Origin of the sequence: Avibacterium paragallinarum, from assembly GCF_900450705.1 — a bacterium.
In the GTDB taxonomy this organism is placed as follows: Bacteria; Pseudomonadota; Gammaproteobacteria; order Enterobacterales; family Pasteurellaceae; genus Avibacterium; species Avibacterium paragallinarum.
The window spans coordinates 747,931-764,733 of sequence record NZ_UGHK01000001.1; the positions used below are offsets into that span (position 1 = coordinate 747,931).

Annotated in this window: 13 protein-coding genes and 5 pseudogenes; 10 read left to right on the plus strand and 8 right to left on the minus strand. The window is 40.8% G+C overall.

What is annotated here, in order from left to right:
- Positions 1-108: 108 nt before the first annotated feature.
- Together DXZ23_RS03920 and DXZ23_RS03925 are read right to left on the minus strand one after the other, a co-directional pair.
- Positions 109-1,851, minus strand: coding sequence for a DUF3413 domain-containing protein (locus tag DXZ23_RS03920; protein ID WP_017805386.1), 1,743 nt, complete (start codon positions 1,849-1,851; stop codon positions 109-111).
- A 4-nt stretch (positions 1,852-1,855) separates the two neighbouring features.
- Positions 1,856-2,066: pseudogene (locus tag DXZ23_RS03925) on the minus strand (DUF1414 domain-containing protein).
- 116 nt (positions 2,067-2,182) lie between these two features.
- Between DXZ23_RS03925 and yejK the strand changes: the two are divergent.
- From yejK to DXZ23_RS03940, 3 genes are all read left to right on the plus strand, one after another.
- Positions 2,183-3,199, plus strand: coding sequence for a nucleoid-associated protein YejK (gene yejK / locus DXZ23_RS03930; protein WP_017805384.1), 1,017 nt, complete (start codon positions 2,183-2,185; stop codon positions 3,197-3,199).
- A gap of 63 nt (positions 3,200-3,262) precedes the next feature.
- Positions 3,263-3,673: an outer membrane protein assembly factor BamE gene (gene bamE, locus DXZ23_RS03935; RefSeq protein ID WP_017805383.1), complete on the plus strand. Its 411-nt coding sequence runs from the start codon at positions 3,263-3,265 to the stop codon at positions 3,671-3,673.
- A gap of 43 nt (positions 3,674-3,716) precedes the next feature.
- Positions 3,717-4,400 (plus strand): winged helix-turn-helix domain-containing protein, encoded by a 684-nt coding sequence (locus DXZ23_RS03940; protein WP_017805382.1) that lies wholly within the window; start codon positions 3,717-3,719, stop codon positions 4,398-4,400.
- Between the two features lie 33 nt (positions 4,401-4,433).
- Here DXZ23_RS03940 and DXZ23_RS03945 read toward each other — a convergent pair whose 3' ends face one another.
- The 3 genes from DXZ23_RS03945 to DXZ23_RS03955 form a co-directional block, all read right to left on the minus strand.
- Positions 4,434-4,649, minus strand: coding sequence for a GPR1/FUN34/YaaH family transporter (locus DXZ23_RS03945; RefSeq protein ID WP_017805381.1), 216 nt, complete (start codon positions 4,647-4,649; stop codon positions 4,434-4,436).
- Positions 4,633-5,972 (minus strand): IS3 family transposase gene (locus tag DXZ23_RS03950; RefSeq protein ID WP_114995401.1). Its coding sequence is split into 2 segments (ribosomal slippage): positions 4,633-5,522 and positions 5,522-5,972, totalling 1,341 coding nucleotides; the frame shifts between segments, so codons are not numbered across the junction. The genes DXZ23_RS03945 and DXZ23_RS03950 overlap by 17 nt, the downstream gene beginning before the upstream one ends.
- A 63-nt stretch (positions 5,973-6,035) precedes the next feature.
- Positions 6,036-7,988 carry an autotransporter outer membrane beta-barrel domain-containing protein gene (locus DXZ23_RS03955; RefSeq protein ID WP_017805379.1) on the minus strand — a complete coding sequence of 651 codons (1,953 nt, stop codon included), beginning with the start codon at positions 7,986-7,988 and terminating at the stop codon, positions 6,036-6,038.
- Positions 7,989-8,173: 185 nt separating this feature from the next.
- Here DXZ23_RS03955 and DXZ23_RS03960 point away from each other — a divergent pair, with 185 nt between their 5' ends.
- Entirely contained in the window at positions 8,174-8,833 is a 660-nt protein-coding gene (locus DXZ23_RS03960; protein WP_017805094.1) for an IS1595 family transposase, read from the plus strand.
- Between the two features lie 29 nt (positions 8,834-8,862).
- Here DXZ23_RS03960 and DXZ23_RS03965 read toward each other — a convergent pair whose 3' ends face one another.
- Complete coding sequence (locus tag DXZ23_RS03965) at positions 8,863-9,369, minus strand: SprT family zinc-dependent metalloprotease (protein ID WP_017807545.1); 507 nt, start codon at positions 9,367-9,369, stop codon at positions 8,863-8,865.
- A 342-nt stretch (positions 9,370-9,711) separates the two neighbouring features.
- On the opposite strand from DXZ23_RS03965, the pseudogene DXZ23_RS03970 reads away from it, so the two are divergent.
- Positions 9,712-10,161 (plus strand): annotated as a pseudogene (locus tag DXZ23_RS03970) (Na+ dependent nucleoside transporter N-terminal domain-containing protein); the annotation flags it as partial.
- 19 nt (positions 10,162-10,180) lie between these two features.
- On the opposite strand, the pseudogene DXZ23_RS03975 reads toward DXZ23_RS03970, so the two are convergent.
- A pseudogene (locus tag DXZ23_RS03975) lies at positions 10,181-10,831 on the minus strand (IS1595-like element ISHpa1 family transposase).
- Between the two features lie 51 nt (positions 10,832-10,882).
- Here DXZ23_RS03975 and DXZ23_RS03980 point away from each other — a divergent pair.
- The 5 genes and pseudogenes from DXZ23_RS03980 to dusA all read left to right on the plus strand — a co-directional run.
- Positions 10,883-11,701 (plus strand): annotated as a pseudogene (locus tag DXZ23_RS03980) (NupC/NupG family nucleoside CNT transporter); the annotation flags it as partial.
- 96 nt (positions 11,702-11,797) lie between these two features.
- Positions 11,798-13,036, plus strand: coding sequence for a phosphopentomutase (gene deoB / locus DXZ23_RS03985; protein ID WP_026138453.1), 1,239 nt, complete (start codon positions 11,798-11,800; stop codon positions 13,034-13,036).
- Between the two features lie 17 nt (positions 13,037-13,053).
- On the plus strand, positions 13,054-13,770 hold the full coding sequence (gene deoD / locus DXZ23_RS03990; RefSeq protein ID WP_017805375.1) for a purine-nucleoside phosphorylase: 717 nt from the start codon (positions 13,054-13,056) through the stop codon (positions 13,768-13,770).
- A gap of 337 nt (positions 13,771-14,107) precedes the next feature.
- Positions 14,108-15,533: pseudogene (locus DXZ23_RS04000) on the plus strand (chloride channel protein).
- Positions 15,533-16,531, plus strand: coding sequence for a tRNA dihydrouridine(20/20a) synthase DusA (dusA, locus tag DXZ23_RS04005; protein WP_017805373.1), 999 nt, complete (start codon positions 15,533-15,535; stop codon positions 16,529-16,531). Before DXZ23_RS04000 ends, dusA begins: the two are co-directional and overlap by 1 nt.
- Here dusA and DXZ23_RS04010 read toward each other — a convergent pair.
- The gene (locus DXZ23_RS04010) at positions 16,518-16,739 is read right to left on the minus strand and encodes a hypothetical protein (RefSeq protein ID WP_026138451.1); all 222 of its coding nucleotides are present in this window, start codon (positions 16,737-16,739) and stop codon (positions 16,518-16,520) included. The genes dusA and DXZ23_RS04010 overlap by 14 nt on opposite strands.
- Between the last annotated feature and the right edge of the window lie 64 nt (positions 16,740-16,803).

The following is a 16,803-nucleotide window of genomic DNA, read 5'->3' on the forward strand; positions in this document are numbered from 1 at the left end:
TTTGAATAATAAAACAGGCGAAATGCCGTTACTGGGGCGATAGTATAAGCGGTTCAATAGTAAAAATATAATTGGTTCTAACTATTGGTTATGATTTTTTGTGGCCTTTTATTTTTCAAAAAAGGAACGATCTCTGCTGAACACCTCAAGGAAAAGCCCGAGCGGAGGCGTGTTAGACGCGGCTTTTTGATAAGTGCGGTCATATTTTTGATAGTTTCCGCGACGATCGATGTGGTATTGTGTTCCATCGTTTGTAATGATGACATTCCAGCGATAATTTCCTGCTTGCACCCAATTTCGGCGTGCTATTGAGCTAAATAAATCTTGCCCTTGTGCATAATCAGAAACAGGATTTTGCACCGCGAAAAGATGGGTCATTAAGGCTGGCACAATATCCGTGTGGCTGGTGAGTTTTTCCACCTTGCCTTTTTCTAGCCCTTGCCACGCGATAATCAGTGGCACGCGGATTTCCTCTGGGGCGAAATAATTGGCTTGCTGTTTTTCGCTCAAATCCGTGAAATGATAGCCTTGCTCAGCGGTGAGTAAAATTAAGGTATTTTCGCGATCCACTTGGCTTAGCACAGCATCAAGCTGCTGATCTAAGGCATTTAGTTGCAAGGCGTAAGCAGTTTGGTCTAACCGTTGCGGTATGGCAAGGCTCAAATAGCTGAAATAAGGACGTGAATTGTGCTTCGCATACCATTGCGACCATTGTTGCACTGCCGTTTGATTGTTGTTCGCTTTGCGGTTGAGTTTCTCTTGATGAAATACACTTTGGTTTAACAAACTCGCCTTAAAGCCATCGCTAGCAAACAGGGCAAATTGGTAAGGCGTTGGCTGATTTTTTAGGGTTTCAATCAACACTGGCGAGGTTTTATTATTCAGTAAGCTGTCGGTATAGTTCGCCGTTAGCCCGTAAAATAGCCCCGTCAGCCCCGCATTATTGTTATTCCCCGTGCTGTAATGGTTGAGATATTGCGTGGCTTGCTGTGCAAAAGCGTTGAGCTTCGGCATATTTTCTGCACTCACTGCGTCATAACGTAACCCTGACACGGTAATCAGCAAAATATTGCTTGGCTGATGTGATGTAAAATGCAAGGGGGATTTCGGATAATCCATTTCCAACGCTTCAGGGCGACCGTCTTGGACGAGGGCTTGGCTATATTGCTCTTTATCCAAAAAACCGTGTTTTTCGAGGAATGAGCGTGCGGTCATCGGGTACGACAGCGGGAAATTGGATTTTTGCATTGTAATCGGGCGATAAATTGCCGCGTCCGCCCACGCATAAACTAAATGGGTGGCAATAAAGGTGCAAACAAAAAAGATCCCCACGCCCTTGAGCCATTTTTGTCGCTCAAGGCTACGCAATTTTTCCCACGACCAACGGGAAAACAGCATTTGAATCAAGAGGATAATCGGCATTGGGGCAAAGAAAATTTGCCAATTCCGCGATAATTCGCCGTTATCGGGGTTCACCAATAAATTCCACACCAGCGAAGAAAGATGAAAGTTAAACCGTGCGAAAACTTCCGTATCCACCAGTAAAAGGGTTGCCCCGATGGTGGTGAGAATCACACTCAGCCCGCGAAAAGTGCGGTTGTTTTTTACGATAAAACTGAGCGGGAAAATAATCAGCAAATACAGGGCAAAAACGATAAAACTAAAATGCCCCAATAGGCTAACGAAAAAATACAGTTTACCGAAGAGGGTATCAGGCCAGTCGATCAAAAAGGCATAACGCCCGCCGATCACAATCGCCCAAAGGATATTAAAAAAAACAAACCAATGTCCCCACGCAATTTTGCGGGAGGTTTGTTCACGGTATTGTTTGCTTGTTTTAATCCCAAACATTTGACTATTTTTTCTCTTTTAAAGAATTCATTAACGCATCAGAAAAAGCTTGTGCAAGGGCGATACGTTGCTGCTGCCCCATATTATTTTTGAGGACTATTGCCCAGCACCACTAAGGATAAATCCACTGGCGTTTGATGTTTTTCAAACACCGCGATGAGTTCATTCAATAAAGTATCGACTTGTTTATCTTGAAATTTTGATTGTTTCGCCATAATCGTTTTTGCTGAAGTCCATATCTCAGACGAGAATAATTTTGCGTATCCTAGCATATTTTTAGCAAAAGTGCGGTTATAATATTGCACAATTTTTTATAAAGACGGATTTAAAAATGAGTATTACAGTTAAGCAAATTGTTTTACACCAACTGGTTAAACACCAACAGGAAGATGCCGTTCAGCTTGATGTGCAACTGCGTGATAACCTCCTGCCAATTACCCCTGAGGTGGAGCAAATGATGTTGCATTTGCATCAAGGCTATCAGAATAAGGCTAAGGCTTACGGCATTTTTCAACAAGGCTCGGTTTTCGCACAAGATCTTAACCGTTTATTGGAAAATGAAATGGATTTCCTGCCATTTAGCCACCAATCTGCCAAATTATTAGCCACCGAATTAAGCAAATATGCCTTCGCCGACAGCGGGACATTCGTGTTGTGTCAATACAACTTTCTTGCCACCGACTATCTATTTATCGCCTTGCTCGATAGCCGAGCCAGTATGTTAGTGGACGAGAATCTAGAAATTCACCGCACCCAATATTTAGATTTAACCCAATTCGACATCGCCGCACGCATTAACCTCACCGAATTGCAACTTGACGCAAAATCTAACCGCTATTTAACCTTTATTAAAGGTAAAGTGGGGCGAAAAATTGGCGACTTTTTTATGGATTTCCTTGGTGCGGAAGAGGGCTTAAACCCGCAAGTGCAAAACCAATGTTTATTACAGGCGGTGAGTGATTATTGCGAACAAGGCTCGCTCAATACCGAACAATCACAAGCGGTCAAAAAACAGGTGTTTGAATACTGCAAAGGGCAAATCAATGCGGGGGAAGAAATTGAATTGCGGGAACTTTCCGACAGTTTGCCTACTCTAAACGAACAGTCTTTCGCTGAATTTACCCATACGCAAGATTATGGTTTAGAAGAACATATCCCACCGGTGCGTTCCACCTTAAAAGGCTTAACCAAATTTTCAGGCTCAGGCAAAGGGGTAACAATCAGCTTTGATGCAGAACTCATTAACCAACGCGTGATTTGGGACGAAATGGGCGACACCCTCACCATTAAAGGCTTGCCGCCTAATTTACGCGATCAATTACAGCGTTGGCTGAAAGACCAGAATTAATTTGGCAATCTCATTAAGTTTCGGTATTATCACCCCATTTATACAAAGGAAAAGGGAACCCTTATGCAATTAAAAACTCTTCTCACCACAGTGCTATTGGCTCTCAGCGTTACCGCCTGCTCAACCATCAGCCAAGTGGTTTACCGCATTGATGTGCCACAGGGCAACTACTTAGAAGCGGCAATAGTCGATCAAGTCAAAGTTGGAATGAATGCCCAGCAAGTGCAATATTTACTCGGCACGCCCGTCTTAATTGATCCATTTAGCAACAACACTTGGTATTACGTTTTCCTAATCCAAAAAGCGTATCAAAAACCTGATCAACACACCTTTGTTGTCAATTTTGATCATCGTGGCATTGTTACTCATCTTGATCTAGATAAACCATTGCCAAATAATGGTGAAGCCGAAGTAAACAATGCCATCATTGAACTAAAGCCAAAAGACAAAAGATGGTGGCAATTTTGGGAATAGATACTTAGCTCAAATTTTCTATAAAATATAAGGAATTGAGAAAATGACCAGATTGTTATTAATCAATGCTGGTACATCTCTTGTTTATGATTTGATTCACCTACTTCATAAGAATAATTTTGAAGTCGAAGAAACGAATGAACAAGACGTATTAAATCAATCAGAGGAACATTATCATCTGGCTATATTAGATATATCCCACACCAAGTCAGATCGTACTGTAATCCTACGACAAATTAGAGAACATTTTACTATCCCTATAATTGTAATAACCGCAGGTAATGCTATGAATCGCATTACCTGCTTAGAGCTAGGTGCAGATGACTGCTTATCTCAACCTTTCAATGAGCGTGAACTTATCACAAGAATTAATGCAATTTTACGTAGGATAAATGTAAGCTCTCATACTCTTAAGAAAAGTCAAGAAAATTATTACATTACATATAGCGAACTAGTTCTTGATATAAAAAAACAACAAGCGAGCCATAACGACCAAGATTTGGGATTGACCTCTACAGAATTTATTTTACTTCAATTACTGATTACCCATCCAGGACAAATACTATCTCGAGAGTATTTAAGCATCAACGCTCTAGGCAAACATATCACACCCTTTGATCGCAGTATAGATATGCATATCTCAAACCTAAGAAAAAAACTCCCGAGAAGAAAAGACAATAACCTTTGGGTTAAAACACAACGAGGGAAAGGCTATCAGCTAATATGAGTGATACATTTCACATTCTTATAGTTAATACTTTTAAATAGGAAGAATTTCTCTCCCAAAATTTTCGTTAATCATTTCTGCAGCGGCAAGGTAAAAAGCACAGAATGCGGTGATTAAGCCTAAACAGCCCCCCATTTGCACTAAACCGTGAAGCCCGAATCCATCACCAATCGCTAATGCGTAAAAGGTTAAGACTAAGAAGAAAAAGATGATCTGCCCCCAAAAAGTTAGACTATATTCTAATTTCATTCAAGGACTGAGTTCTGTATTCCACAGGGCTTAGTCCTTTGAGCTTCACTTGAATACGCTCATTGTTGTAGTAATGAATGTACTCGTGAATCACTTTTTCAAGCTGTTCAAAGGTTTCAAACCGCTTGCCAAAGTAACATTCCGTCTTCAATCGCCCGAAAAAGCTTTCCATCGCACCATTATCAAGGCAATTGCCTTTTCTCGATATACTTTGCTTAATACCGTGTTTTTTCAATATCTCCCGATAACCCATCATTTGATACTGCCACCCTTGGTCGGAATGCAGTATCGGTTTTTCCCCCGCTAATCGGTTCACCGCCTGGGTCAGCATTCTGGTTATCTGCTCAAAATTCGGACTTCTCGCCACATCATAAGCAATAATTTCGTTATTAAACAAGTCTTTAATCGGCGATAAATACACTTTGCCTTCCGCACATTTGAACTCGGTGATATCCGTTACCCACTTCTCATTCGGCATCGTTGCCGTAAAATCCCGTTGCAACAGATTATCGGCAATGTGTCCCACTTTGCCTTGGTAAGAACGATATTTTTTCTGCTTACTTTTTCCTTTTAACCCCAAACGTTGCATTATCGCTTGCCCCCTTTTGTGGTTGATAATCAAGTATTTCCTTAATTCCAAGGTAATTCGACGATAACCATAATTTTCGTCATTTTTGCGATAAATTTCCTCTATTTTCTGTGAAATCGCTACATTTTTATCCGACTTTGGCTTGAGATGATAAAAGAACGAACTGCGTGCCAATCCGATTAGCCTGAGTAACAATTCCAACGGGAAACGCGAGCGTAAGGCATTTACGATGACGGCTTTTTCTGCATTTTTTGTTGGTTGAGTTCCTGCAACTTTTTTAGCATTGCATTCTCCGCTTCTAATTCCAAAATTCGGTAACGCAAGCGTTCTTCTTCTGTTTTGGGCGTTGGTGGCATTTTAGGTGAGTTGAGTTTCATACTTGGACGACCTTTAGGTTTGAGTAATAACCCATCTATACCTTGTTTTTCAAAGCGTTGCAACCATTGACTAATTATCCCTGAACTGGGGATATCAAAGCGAAAGCAGGCGGCTTCAGCGGAGCACTGGCCTTTTTTGATAGCTTGAATAACCTTTAATTTAAACTCAACAGAATAACATCGTTTTTTACCTAACACAGCTAATCCATTGATTCCATTATGATTAAATTTCGCAATCCAACGTGCTAACGTGCTTTGGGGAAGCTGAAAATACTGGCGAGTAAGCGAACGGTTTTTTCCATTTTGATGATAAAAGTCGAGCACTTGTTGTTTGAAACGTTGAGTATATTTAGTCATAAAAAATCTGCACCTTAATCAGTTGGTTATTTAGTCCAACTTTTGGGGTGCAGATCATTTTAGTTACCAAACATAGTTAAACATTAATTGAGCTACTACGTTTTCAATATTTTTTCCTTTTTGATGCCCTATATAGGTAGAAATGGATTGTTTTTTGGCAAGATCAAATTCAGCTCCTAAGCCAATATAACGTGCCGAACCACTGATATGTGCATCCAATGTATTTTCATCAATTTCAATTCGATTGCTATTTTTGATATCCCAGCGATATGAAACATCAATATAAGGTTTAAATGTAGTAGATTTTCCTTTATTATCTATATGTAATCCTAATCGAGAGCCGATATGGACATCCGCATAAGTTATTCCTTTATGTTTAATTCGTGTCCTACCTAAATTGTAAGTAGCTGAATTTTCTTTGTATGCACGAACTCCTGAATACGGCATTATAAATAGTGTTGCATTGGTATAGTGATAACCGATTTTACTTTCTATGCCTGTACCAAAGGTATGATATTTACCTTCAAATACCTGTTCGCTATTGAATGAACTAATATCCATTTTTTTTCTTGAGAAGTTTAACCATCCTTGAGCATCTATAAATATACCGTTAGATAAGATTTGAGAGGCATAAACTTTTGCACCATAAGATTGCATCTTTCCTTCATTTAAACCATCTTTGAGTTTACTATCAGCTAATAGAATAGAGGCACCGATGAGAAATTTTTTATTTTCCTTAATGAATAATTTATCAGCTCCAAAGATAAATCCATTATCTTCTATACGAAGAGTAGTATTATATGATGAGTTTAAACGTTGTGATTGATGGATAGGTTTGAAATAGAGACTGTTTTGATTATATTGATTAGTTCGAAATTCTTGGGGTCTATCTTGGTTATAATATAAACTCATTGTTGCATAACTAGTATTAGATAAAGAATTTGCAGCATATGCTGTATTGGATAAACGTACAGGAACATAGTAATACCCTCCATATTCTTTTCCAAGTTCCTCTTTTGAATAATATTTCACTCTATAAGTATATAAACCTTTTTCCATAATAGGTTTATTGTCATTTACAGTTAAACTCGGTGTATCTGCCCCTAGATAATAAATGAGTGGTTCGCTTCCGTAAAGTCCTCGGGCATTAGCCTGACCTTCATCTTGTAAAAGAACATTACCACTTGCCGAAGTGGCGATTTGAAAATATTGATCATTTGTATCCGAGTTTAAAATAATTACACCATCATCAGAGGTAAATTTATCTACAACTAATCCATTCTTACCATTGGGATTATTGCTATGATTAAAATCGAGTATTCCTCCATTTCGTAAATTTATTATACTTGCGGTAGAGCTAAGCATAATTTTGTTTCCTGAGGATGAAAATAAAGAACTCGTTTTATTTTTTAATGCATTTTTAAATTGTGTCCATTCCCCTTCAGTTGCAGTACCTTGCTTTAATTTAGAAATTAAATCACCTGAGCCATTTCCGCCGAGCGGAGAAATCAAATATTCATTTTCTTTGGCAGCTAAAATAAATAATCGAGAGTTTTGATAATCTATACTATCGATAATGTCCTTGAATCCCTTTTCTCCAGAACGGGAAAAACTGGTTTGCCATATATACAATTTTGCTCCGTCTAACACATTCACAGTTAAATTACCAGATAACGTTCCCAAAGTAGCATTTTTCCAAAGTGCGTTCTCAGTTAAATTAACGGTTAAATTGGATCGATTAGCTAGTCGAACAAAGGAATTCCATATTGCTTGTTTTCCTTTAATATCAACACTATTATTTCCTTTATAAGATGTAACACTCGCCGTCCAATTTTTGGGGGCGGAAGTTCCGTCTAATTTTAAATTTCCGCCATTTAAATACCAAGCGTTAAATCGACCGTTATAATAATCAGTCTCTCCACTTGGTATGGCGACATTATCGTTACCTTGTGCCATTGTTAGTTGGCTGATTGTTAAAGCACAGCATAATGCAATTGCTGATTTCTTAAAGCACATTAGAGTCCCCTTATTGTCTTTGATAGATTTAGATATTTAATAGTCAAAATACTCAGGTATTCTACCCCCCCCCCAACATAAATAATCAAGTATAAAAATACCTCTTTAGGATGGTATTTTTAATCAAGGTAATGATAAAAAGAAAGGGGCTGTAGTAGCATTAGTAACAATGCTATACTACAAAAATGAAGATAACATATTGTAAATTAAAGCAATCCATACAGAAAAAACTGCTTGAGTTTTTTGTCGCAGAAGTTACTGCAAGAACAGCAGCAAATTTGCTAGATATTCAACCGAATACAGCCGCTTTGTTCTACCATAAAATCAGGCTTGTGATTGGCTATCATTTATCCCTTGAAGTTAACGAGATTTTTGAGGGGGAAATTGAACTAGACGAAAGCTATTTTGGTGGTCATCGAAAGGGAAAACGAGGACGAGGACGAGGAGCGGCTGGAAAAGTTGCTGTTTTTGGGTTACTAAAACGACAAGGAAAGGTATTTACTGTTGTGGTTGAAAACACCAAGAGTGAAACATTACTCCCTGTTATTAAAAGAAAAATCAAGCCTGATAGCTGGGTTTATACGGACACTTATCGCAGTTATGATGCACTTGATGTGAGTGAATTTCACCACGAACGAATCAATCATTCCGAGCTATTTGCGGTGAAACAAAATCATATTAATGGCATTGAAAATTTTTGGAATCAGGCGAAGCGGATACTGCGAAAATATAATGGAATTAACCGAAAAAACTTTCCTTTATTCTTGAAGGAATGTGAATTTCGGTTTAACTTTGGGACACCAAAAGAGCAGTTAAAAATATTGCGAAAATGGTGTGAAATTTAGGGCTAATCTACTACAGCCCCTATATTAATTTACATCTTTTTCAACATTAATTTCTCTTTGCACTGTTTACAAAAATACTCCGCACTTTGATTCTGTACGCGGTTATGACGGCGTAAGCTAAGATTGTGGATTTGGCAAGCACATTGATATGGAAAGGTTTTGCCCTGTACGGATTGCACATCTAAGCAATGATAAATTTCAGCGGGCAAGTTAAACAGTTTTTCCATTACCGCTTTCCATTCCTTGCCGTGCGGTGAAACTCGTCCAAATACTTGATAAACAATTAAATGAGCCAATTCGTGAGGTACAATTTGTTGTAAAAAATAGTCGGGATTTTCCAGTAATAAAGTGCGGTTAAAACAGATCTCATTTTTCTGTAAATATGCCACGCCCGCTTTCAATCCGCGTAATTGATAATTCACTTCTGGCATTGGGAAGGAACGCTGAAAATGCTGTTCCGCCAATTTCAGATAATGGCGTAATTGACGGAGGATTTGGATATTGAGTAAGCGTAGCGAAATATTTTTTTCTAACATCGGAATATCATCATTTCAATTTCAAATGGACAGGCAATAAGCCAAAAACAGTATATATAATGTAAACAAGCAACATAACGTAGCATTACTAAAGTCAACAAAGAAAATAAAAAGAAATACCTGATATGTCTATTGGTCAGGGTTAGCAAATAAATAACTCTGCAAATGCTAACATCACACCTGCACCTAATTTCTTCCATCTTTTGAATACTACCATAGCGTAAATTGATAAATACTTCTCTTTATACATTTCAGTTGGATTGTAAATCTAAGGCAAAAACAGTAAAATAGATCTTATATTTTAATTTCAGTGAATCATTTTAGTTTTGAGGGAATCCTAATATGAATACCCTAATTAGTGTAGTAGGTATTATTGTACTTTTAGTTATTGCTATCCTTTTGTCTAGTAATCGTCGAGCAATTCGTTTGCGTACTGTCGTTGGTGCATTGCTCATTCAAATTTTAATAGGTGCATTTATTCTTTATGTGCCAACAGGACGCAATATTTTATTGGCTATGGCTAACGGTATTAGCAACGTAATTAATTATGGGAATGAAGGAATAAAATTCCTGTTTGGTGGTTTAGCAACGGAGGCTTCCTTTAAAGCTTTTGGTAATGATGGATTTATCTTCGCAGTACGCGTCTTACCTATCATCGTATTCTTTTCAGCCCTAATCTCACTACTATACTATGTGGGTATTATGCAGTGGATAATCAAAATCATTGGTGGAGGATTGCAAAAAGCCTTAGGCACCTCAAAAGCGGAATCAATGTCTGCCGCAGCAAATATTTTGGGGCTGTCCTAGATAACTAGACTAAACTCCCTTTAACCAATTGTTTTAAAATAGAAATTTGACTTTTTATGTTGCTGTAATTAAAACGCCATTCACATTCCTTTAAATAAAGCTCAAAATGTGCTTTTGGGATACCATTAAATTTGCGTAAATGGCGTTTTGCTTGGCTTCAAAAATTCTCAATTCCGTTAATGTGGTTATGATTTTCAGCAAAATGTGTGCTGTGATTGATACGAAAATGACTAAATTCACTCACATCAAGCACGTCATAACTACGATAATTATCGGTGTAAACAATACTATCAGGCTTTACCTGCTCCCGAATAATGGGTAACAAGGTGGCAGATTGCGTATTTGGAACCGCAACGGTATAAACCTTGCCATTGCGCTTGAGAAGCCCGAATACCGCAATTTTCCCTGCCGCACCACGACCACGTTTGCCTTTGCGAGCACCGCCAAAATAACTTTCATCGGCTTCAATTTCACCTTCAAACATCTCTAAGTGAAGGCTGTTTTGATAGATGAGTTGGCGTAAACGATGAAAGTAATATGCGGCAGTCGTTTTGTTTACATTGACTAACTCTGCTGCTGTCCTTGCAGTAACACCTGCAACAAATAGCTCAATGAGTTTATTTTGTTTGTGCTGACTTAGACGACTTTTTCTCATTGGTTCATTCTAACCTAAATAGATTTTTTAGTTGTTATCTAGGACAGCCCCAATATTTTTGTTGGTCAAACTGAAGCCCCTCTCGTCGTGAAACCTTATATAAGCAAAATGACTGAATCCGAGTTATTTGCCGTAATGTGTGGTGGCTTAGCTTCAATCGCAGGTTCTGTATTAGCTGGTTACGCAGGTTTAGGCGTGCCATTGCCATACTTAATCGCGGCGTCATTTATGGCAGCACCTGCAGGCTTATTATTTGCCAAATTGATGATGCCACAAACTGAAAAATTCAATGATGACATTGAAGATGTTACTTTAGATAAACCCGCCAATATTCTTGATGCCGCAGCTGGCGGTGCATCTTCAGGTATACAACTCGCTCTCAATGTAGGAGCAATGCTGATTGCATTCGTAGCACTCATTGCATTGGTTAATGGTTTATTAGGTGGAATCGGCGGCTGGTTCGGAATGCCAGAGCTTTCTCTTGGCTTAATTCTTGGCTGGATTTTCCGCCCATTAGCTTGGATCATTGGTGTGCCTTGGAATGAAGCCGAAATCGCAGGGCAAATGATCGGGATTAAACTCGCAGTCAATGAATTTGTGGGTTACTTAGAATTTGCCCCTTACCTTGCTGCTGATGCTGCAGTGCAACTCAGCGATAAAACCAAAGCCATCATCACCTTCGCACTTTGCGGTTTTGCTAACTTCAGCTCAATCGCGATCTTAATCGGTGGATTAGGCGGAATGGCACCAAGTCGCCGAGGGGATATTGCACGTCTTGGCATTAAAGCGGTAATTGCAGGCTCATTAGCTAACTTAATGAGTGCGACTATCGCGGGATTATTTATCGGTTTAAGTGGTGCGGCACTCTAAAGTGCGGTACAATTTGAACAATATTTTCCCAACACCACGGCAACATTCCGTGGTGTTGTCATATTTGTACAATGTAAACGTTTGCATCGAGGTAAAATGAAACGCGTATTTATAATAATGTTAGATTCTTTCGGTATTGGTTCAAGTGAAGATGCAGAAAAATTTGGCGATAAAGGAGCGAACACCTTAGGTCACATTGCACAGCGTTGTGCAGAAGGGTTAGAGGACAAAAATGGTCGCAAAGGCCCACTTCATCTGCCTAACTTTGAAAAACTCGGCTTAGGCTTGGCTGCGAAAGAATCTTGCGGTGAATTGCCAGCAGGCTTTAACCCTACGCCAAATTTAATCGGCGGTTATGCTTATGCAAAAGAAATTTCTTCAGGTAAAGACACTCCATCAGGACACTGGGAGATCGCGGGTGTTCCCGTTTTGTTTGATTGGGGCTATTTCCCAGAACACGAAAACAGCTTCCCACAAGCACTTTTAGATCGCATTGTTGAACGTGCGGGGCTTGATGGCTATCTCGGCAACTGCCATTCTTCTGGCACGGTGATCTTAGATCAGCTTGGTGAAGAACATATGAAAACGGGCAAACCGATTTTCTACACCTCGGCAGATTCCGTTTTCCAAATTGCTTGCCACGAAGAAACCTACAGCTTGGAAAAACTCTATGAACTGTGCGAAATCGTGCGTGAAGAACTGGCTGATTACAACATTGGCCGCGTAATCGCTCGTCCATTTGTGGGCAACAAAGCGGGCGAATTTTCTCGTACCGGCAACCGCAAAGACTACGCCATTGAGCCACCTGCCAAAACCGTATTACAAAAATTAGTGGAAGAAAAACAAGGCGATGTGATTTCTATCGGCAAAATTGCGGATATTTACGCACACACTGGCATCACCGAAAAAGTGAAAGCCACGGGCTTGGAAGAATTATTCGACAAAACCCTTGTGGAAGTGAAAAGAGCGGGGGAAAATTCCATTGTTTTCACCAACTTTGTAAACTTTGACTCTGATTTCGGCCATCGCCGTGATGTAGCAGATTACGCTGCGGCATTGGAATATTTCGATAGTCGTATTCCAGAATTATTAGCCTTAATGAACGAAGATGATTTACTCATTTTCACCGCTGATCACGGTTGCGATCCAACGTGGCACGGCACGGATCACACTCGCGAGCATATCCCTGTGCTATTATACGGTTCGCAAGTGCCAAAACAATTTTTAGGCAAACGCGACACTTTCGCTGACGTAGGGCAAACTGTCGCAGATTATTTTGATCTGCCGCCAATGGATTACGGCAAATCAATCATTGATTTTCACCATCAAGATTAACTTTAAGAGGATAGATTATGACTCCACATATTAACGCACCCGCTGGGGCTTTTGCTGACGTAGTATTAATGCCGGGCGATCCGTTGCGTGCTAAATATATTGCTGAAACCTTTTTAGACGATGCCAAAGAAGTAACCAATGTGCGTAATATGCTTGGCTACACAGGCACATACAAAGGTCGCAAAATCTCCGTAATGGGACACGGAATGGGTATTCCGTCTTGCTCTATTTATGCCAAAGAGCTGATCACTGAATACGGCGTGAAAAAAATTATCCGCGTCGGTTCGTGCGGTGCCGTGCGTTCAGATGTTAAATTGCGTGATGTCATCATCGGGCTTGGTGCTTGTACGGATTCCAAAGTGAACCGCATTCGCTTTAAAGATAACGATTTTGCTGCTATTGCCGATTTTGATATGACCCAAGCCGCCGTGCAAGCGGCAAAAAACAAAGGCATCAATGTGCGTGTGGGAAACCTTTATTCTGCTGATCTGTTCTATACGCCAGATGTGGAAATGTTTGACGTAATGGAAAAATACGGCATTTTGGGCGTAGAAATGGAAGCCGCGGGCATTTATGGTGTTGCTGCAGAATTTGGTGCGAAAGCTTTAACCATCTGTACCGTATCAGACCACATTCGCACTCACGAACAAACCACCGCAGAAGAACGCCAACTAACCTTCAATGAAATGATTGAAATCGCGTTAGAAAGCGTATTAATCGGTGATCAAGCCTAAAAAATACGCTAAAAAATGACCGCACTTTAATGATTGTGGTCTTTTCCCTTTTGCGGAACATTTTTCACGCCATATGATCAATATGGCGTGTTTATTTTTGGGCTTCCACTTCTCAGCGAGCAGATCTTGTCTAGCTGTTTCAAAATAACTAAATTGTTTTCACTTTCATACAAGGCTTTGAACCGATACAGTACAAATCGTTCGGTGAGGCAAAGTAACGCCACAGGAAAGTAAAGTGCGGTGTTTTTTATCCCTATTTTTCTTGCTTTCCCATACCTTGCAGAGAAAAATATTGCTATAATTTCGCCCAATTTAAACCTCATCAACAATTTCCACAATGTTAAAGCGATTTACCAATAAAATTCGTCATTTTATTCACCGAACTCTACGCCAAAGTTACCGTATTTCTCGCAAAACCCTTGAATTTTCTTGTTTATTAATGGGGGCGGCGTTGGTGTCGTTATTTTCTCTCGGTTTCGCGAAGCTGGCGGATCTCGGTTTGCATTGGAATGCCCTTTGGACAGCTAAACATCCCTATGCGGTGTGGGTGGTGCTGCCGTTGGGCTTAGCCTTTTTGGCTTGGGTAACTGCCAAATATACCCCTTATGTTTCGGGCAGTGGCATTCCTCAAGTTATCGCTTCCATTGATATGCCTTACAGTGCCAATAAAAGCAAACTCATCGCTTTTGGGCAAACCCTGTGGAAAATCCCACTCACTTTTTTGGCGATGCTGTTTGGAGCTTCCGTTGGACGGGAAGGGCCTTCGGTGCAAGTGGGGGGCAGCGGTGATGTATGCGTGGGGCAATGTTTGCCGTCGCCACGGCTTGGCATTCAAAGGGCTAAACGCCAATGAACTAATGGCAACAGGGGCGGCGGGAGGATTGGCTGCGGCGTTCAATGCCCCATTAGGCGGTGTAATTTTTGCCATTGAAGAACTCGGGCGGGGCATTTTATTACGCTGGGAACGTCGTGTATTGCTCGGCGTATTGGCTGCTGGATTTATTTTAGTTGCTATCGAAGGCAATAATCCTTATTTCCCCAATTATCACGGACAAACTTCCGTACCCTATATGTTTCTATGGGTGATCCTCTGCGGCGTAGTGAGCGGGGTGTTAGGCGGCGTTTTTGCGTGGTTACTCGCCAAAGGCGTTGCAGGCACCGCTCCAGCCAAAATGCGAGGTTGGATTCGCCGCCACCCTATTTACACGGCGTTTATTTTAGGCTTGATCCTTGCAGGACTTGGTACATTCACTCACGGACAAACTTACGGCACGGGTTACGAAGTCGTAACCAAAGCCCTTGATGGTCAAACCGTTGCCTCAGAAGTTGGGATAAGTAAATTATTTGCTACGGTTGCCACTTATTGGACTGGCACAGCAGGCGGCATTTTCACTCCCGCACTCACTACTGGGGCGGGGATTGGTGTTCAAGTTTGGTCGCTTACGGGAGAAATTGTCGATCAACGCCTTTTAGTTTTGCTCTGTATGGCAGCATTTTTGGCGGGAGCAACCCAATCCCCTGTTACGGCAAGTGTGATCGTGATGGAAATGACTGCGAGTGAGCCTGTATTATTTTGGCTCTTGATTTGTAGCCTTATCGCTTCTATTATTTCACGCCAATTTAACGCAAAACCGTTCTATCATTTTGCTGCGGGACGCTTCCGCCAACGTATCCAAGAGGAGGCGAAGCAACAAGAGGCCATAAAACAAGACGCAGTGAAACAAGAAGTAACAAAGCAAGCCGTACAAGAAGAAACCAAATAATGGAACACAAAAAACTCACTGAAAAACAACCGCACTTTTATCGTGGGCGGTTTTCTGTCGCCCCAATGCTCGATTGGACAACCCGCCATTGTCGCTATTTTCATCGCCAATTTACCCAGCACGCCTTACTTTATACGGAAATGGTCACCACAGGGGCGATCATTCACGCCAAATACGATCATTTAGAATTTGATCTGGCGGAAAATCCTGTGGCACTTCAGCTTGGCGGTAGCGATCCCGATCAGTTGCAACATTGTGCTAGGTTCGCAGAGCAACGGGGCTATCAAGAAATTAATCTCAATGTAGGTTGCCCCTCTGATCGTGTACAAAATGGAATGTTTGGCGCGTGCCTAATGGCAAAAGCGGATTTAGTTGCTCAGTGTGTTGAACAAATGCAATCCGTGGTGGATATTCCCGTTACGGTGAAAACGCGTATTGGTATTGATGAGCTGGACAGCTACGAATTTCTGTGTGATTTTGTCGAAAAAGTGGCAAAAGCGGGCTGCCAAGAATTGATCGTTCACGCGCGCAAAGCGTGGCTCAGCGGTTTAAGCCCAAAAGAAAATCGCGAAATCCCGCCGCTTGATTATGAGCGGGTTTACCAACTGAAACGGGATTTTCCACAACTGTGGATTAGCATTAACGGTGGGATTAAAACCATTGAAGAAATGCAAGCTCATTTGAATTATGTAGACGGCGTAATGGTGGGGCGTGAAGCCTATCAGAACCCAAGTTTATTGGGTTACATTGACCAAGCCTTGTTTGATCCGCAAAACCCTATCGTCAGCCCAAGAGAAGCGGTGGAGAAAATGTTCCCTTATATTGAGCAACAACTTTCCCAAGGTGTACACCTGAACCACATCACCCGCCATATGCTTGGTGCATTTCAACACTGTAAAGGCGCACGCCAATGGCGAAGATACCTCAGTGAAAATGCCCATAAAGCAGGTGCAGGGATTGATGTTGTCGAACAGGCATTGGCGTTTATTCAAGAATAACGCTATCCTTACATTGCTTACAAATTTCAGCTGCCTGAATCAATTTATCCATATGGACAGTAAAAATAGTTTCTTCATTGTTACCAGTGGCTGTTTTGATAGTTCGGCTAGAGGCATCTACCCGACTTATTACAGCCTTTAATTGAGAAACATTCACTACATCATTTGGATCTAAGTCATTCGCAATAGAGTTAGTAGCATTCTCCAAAGTCTGCCTACCATAAGCAATGGCGTCGTTAGAAATAACTTTAGCAAAATCACCTAGGATAATG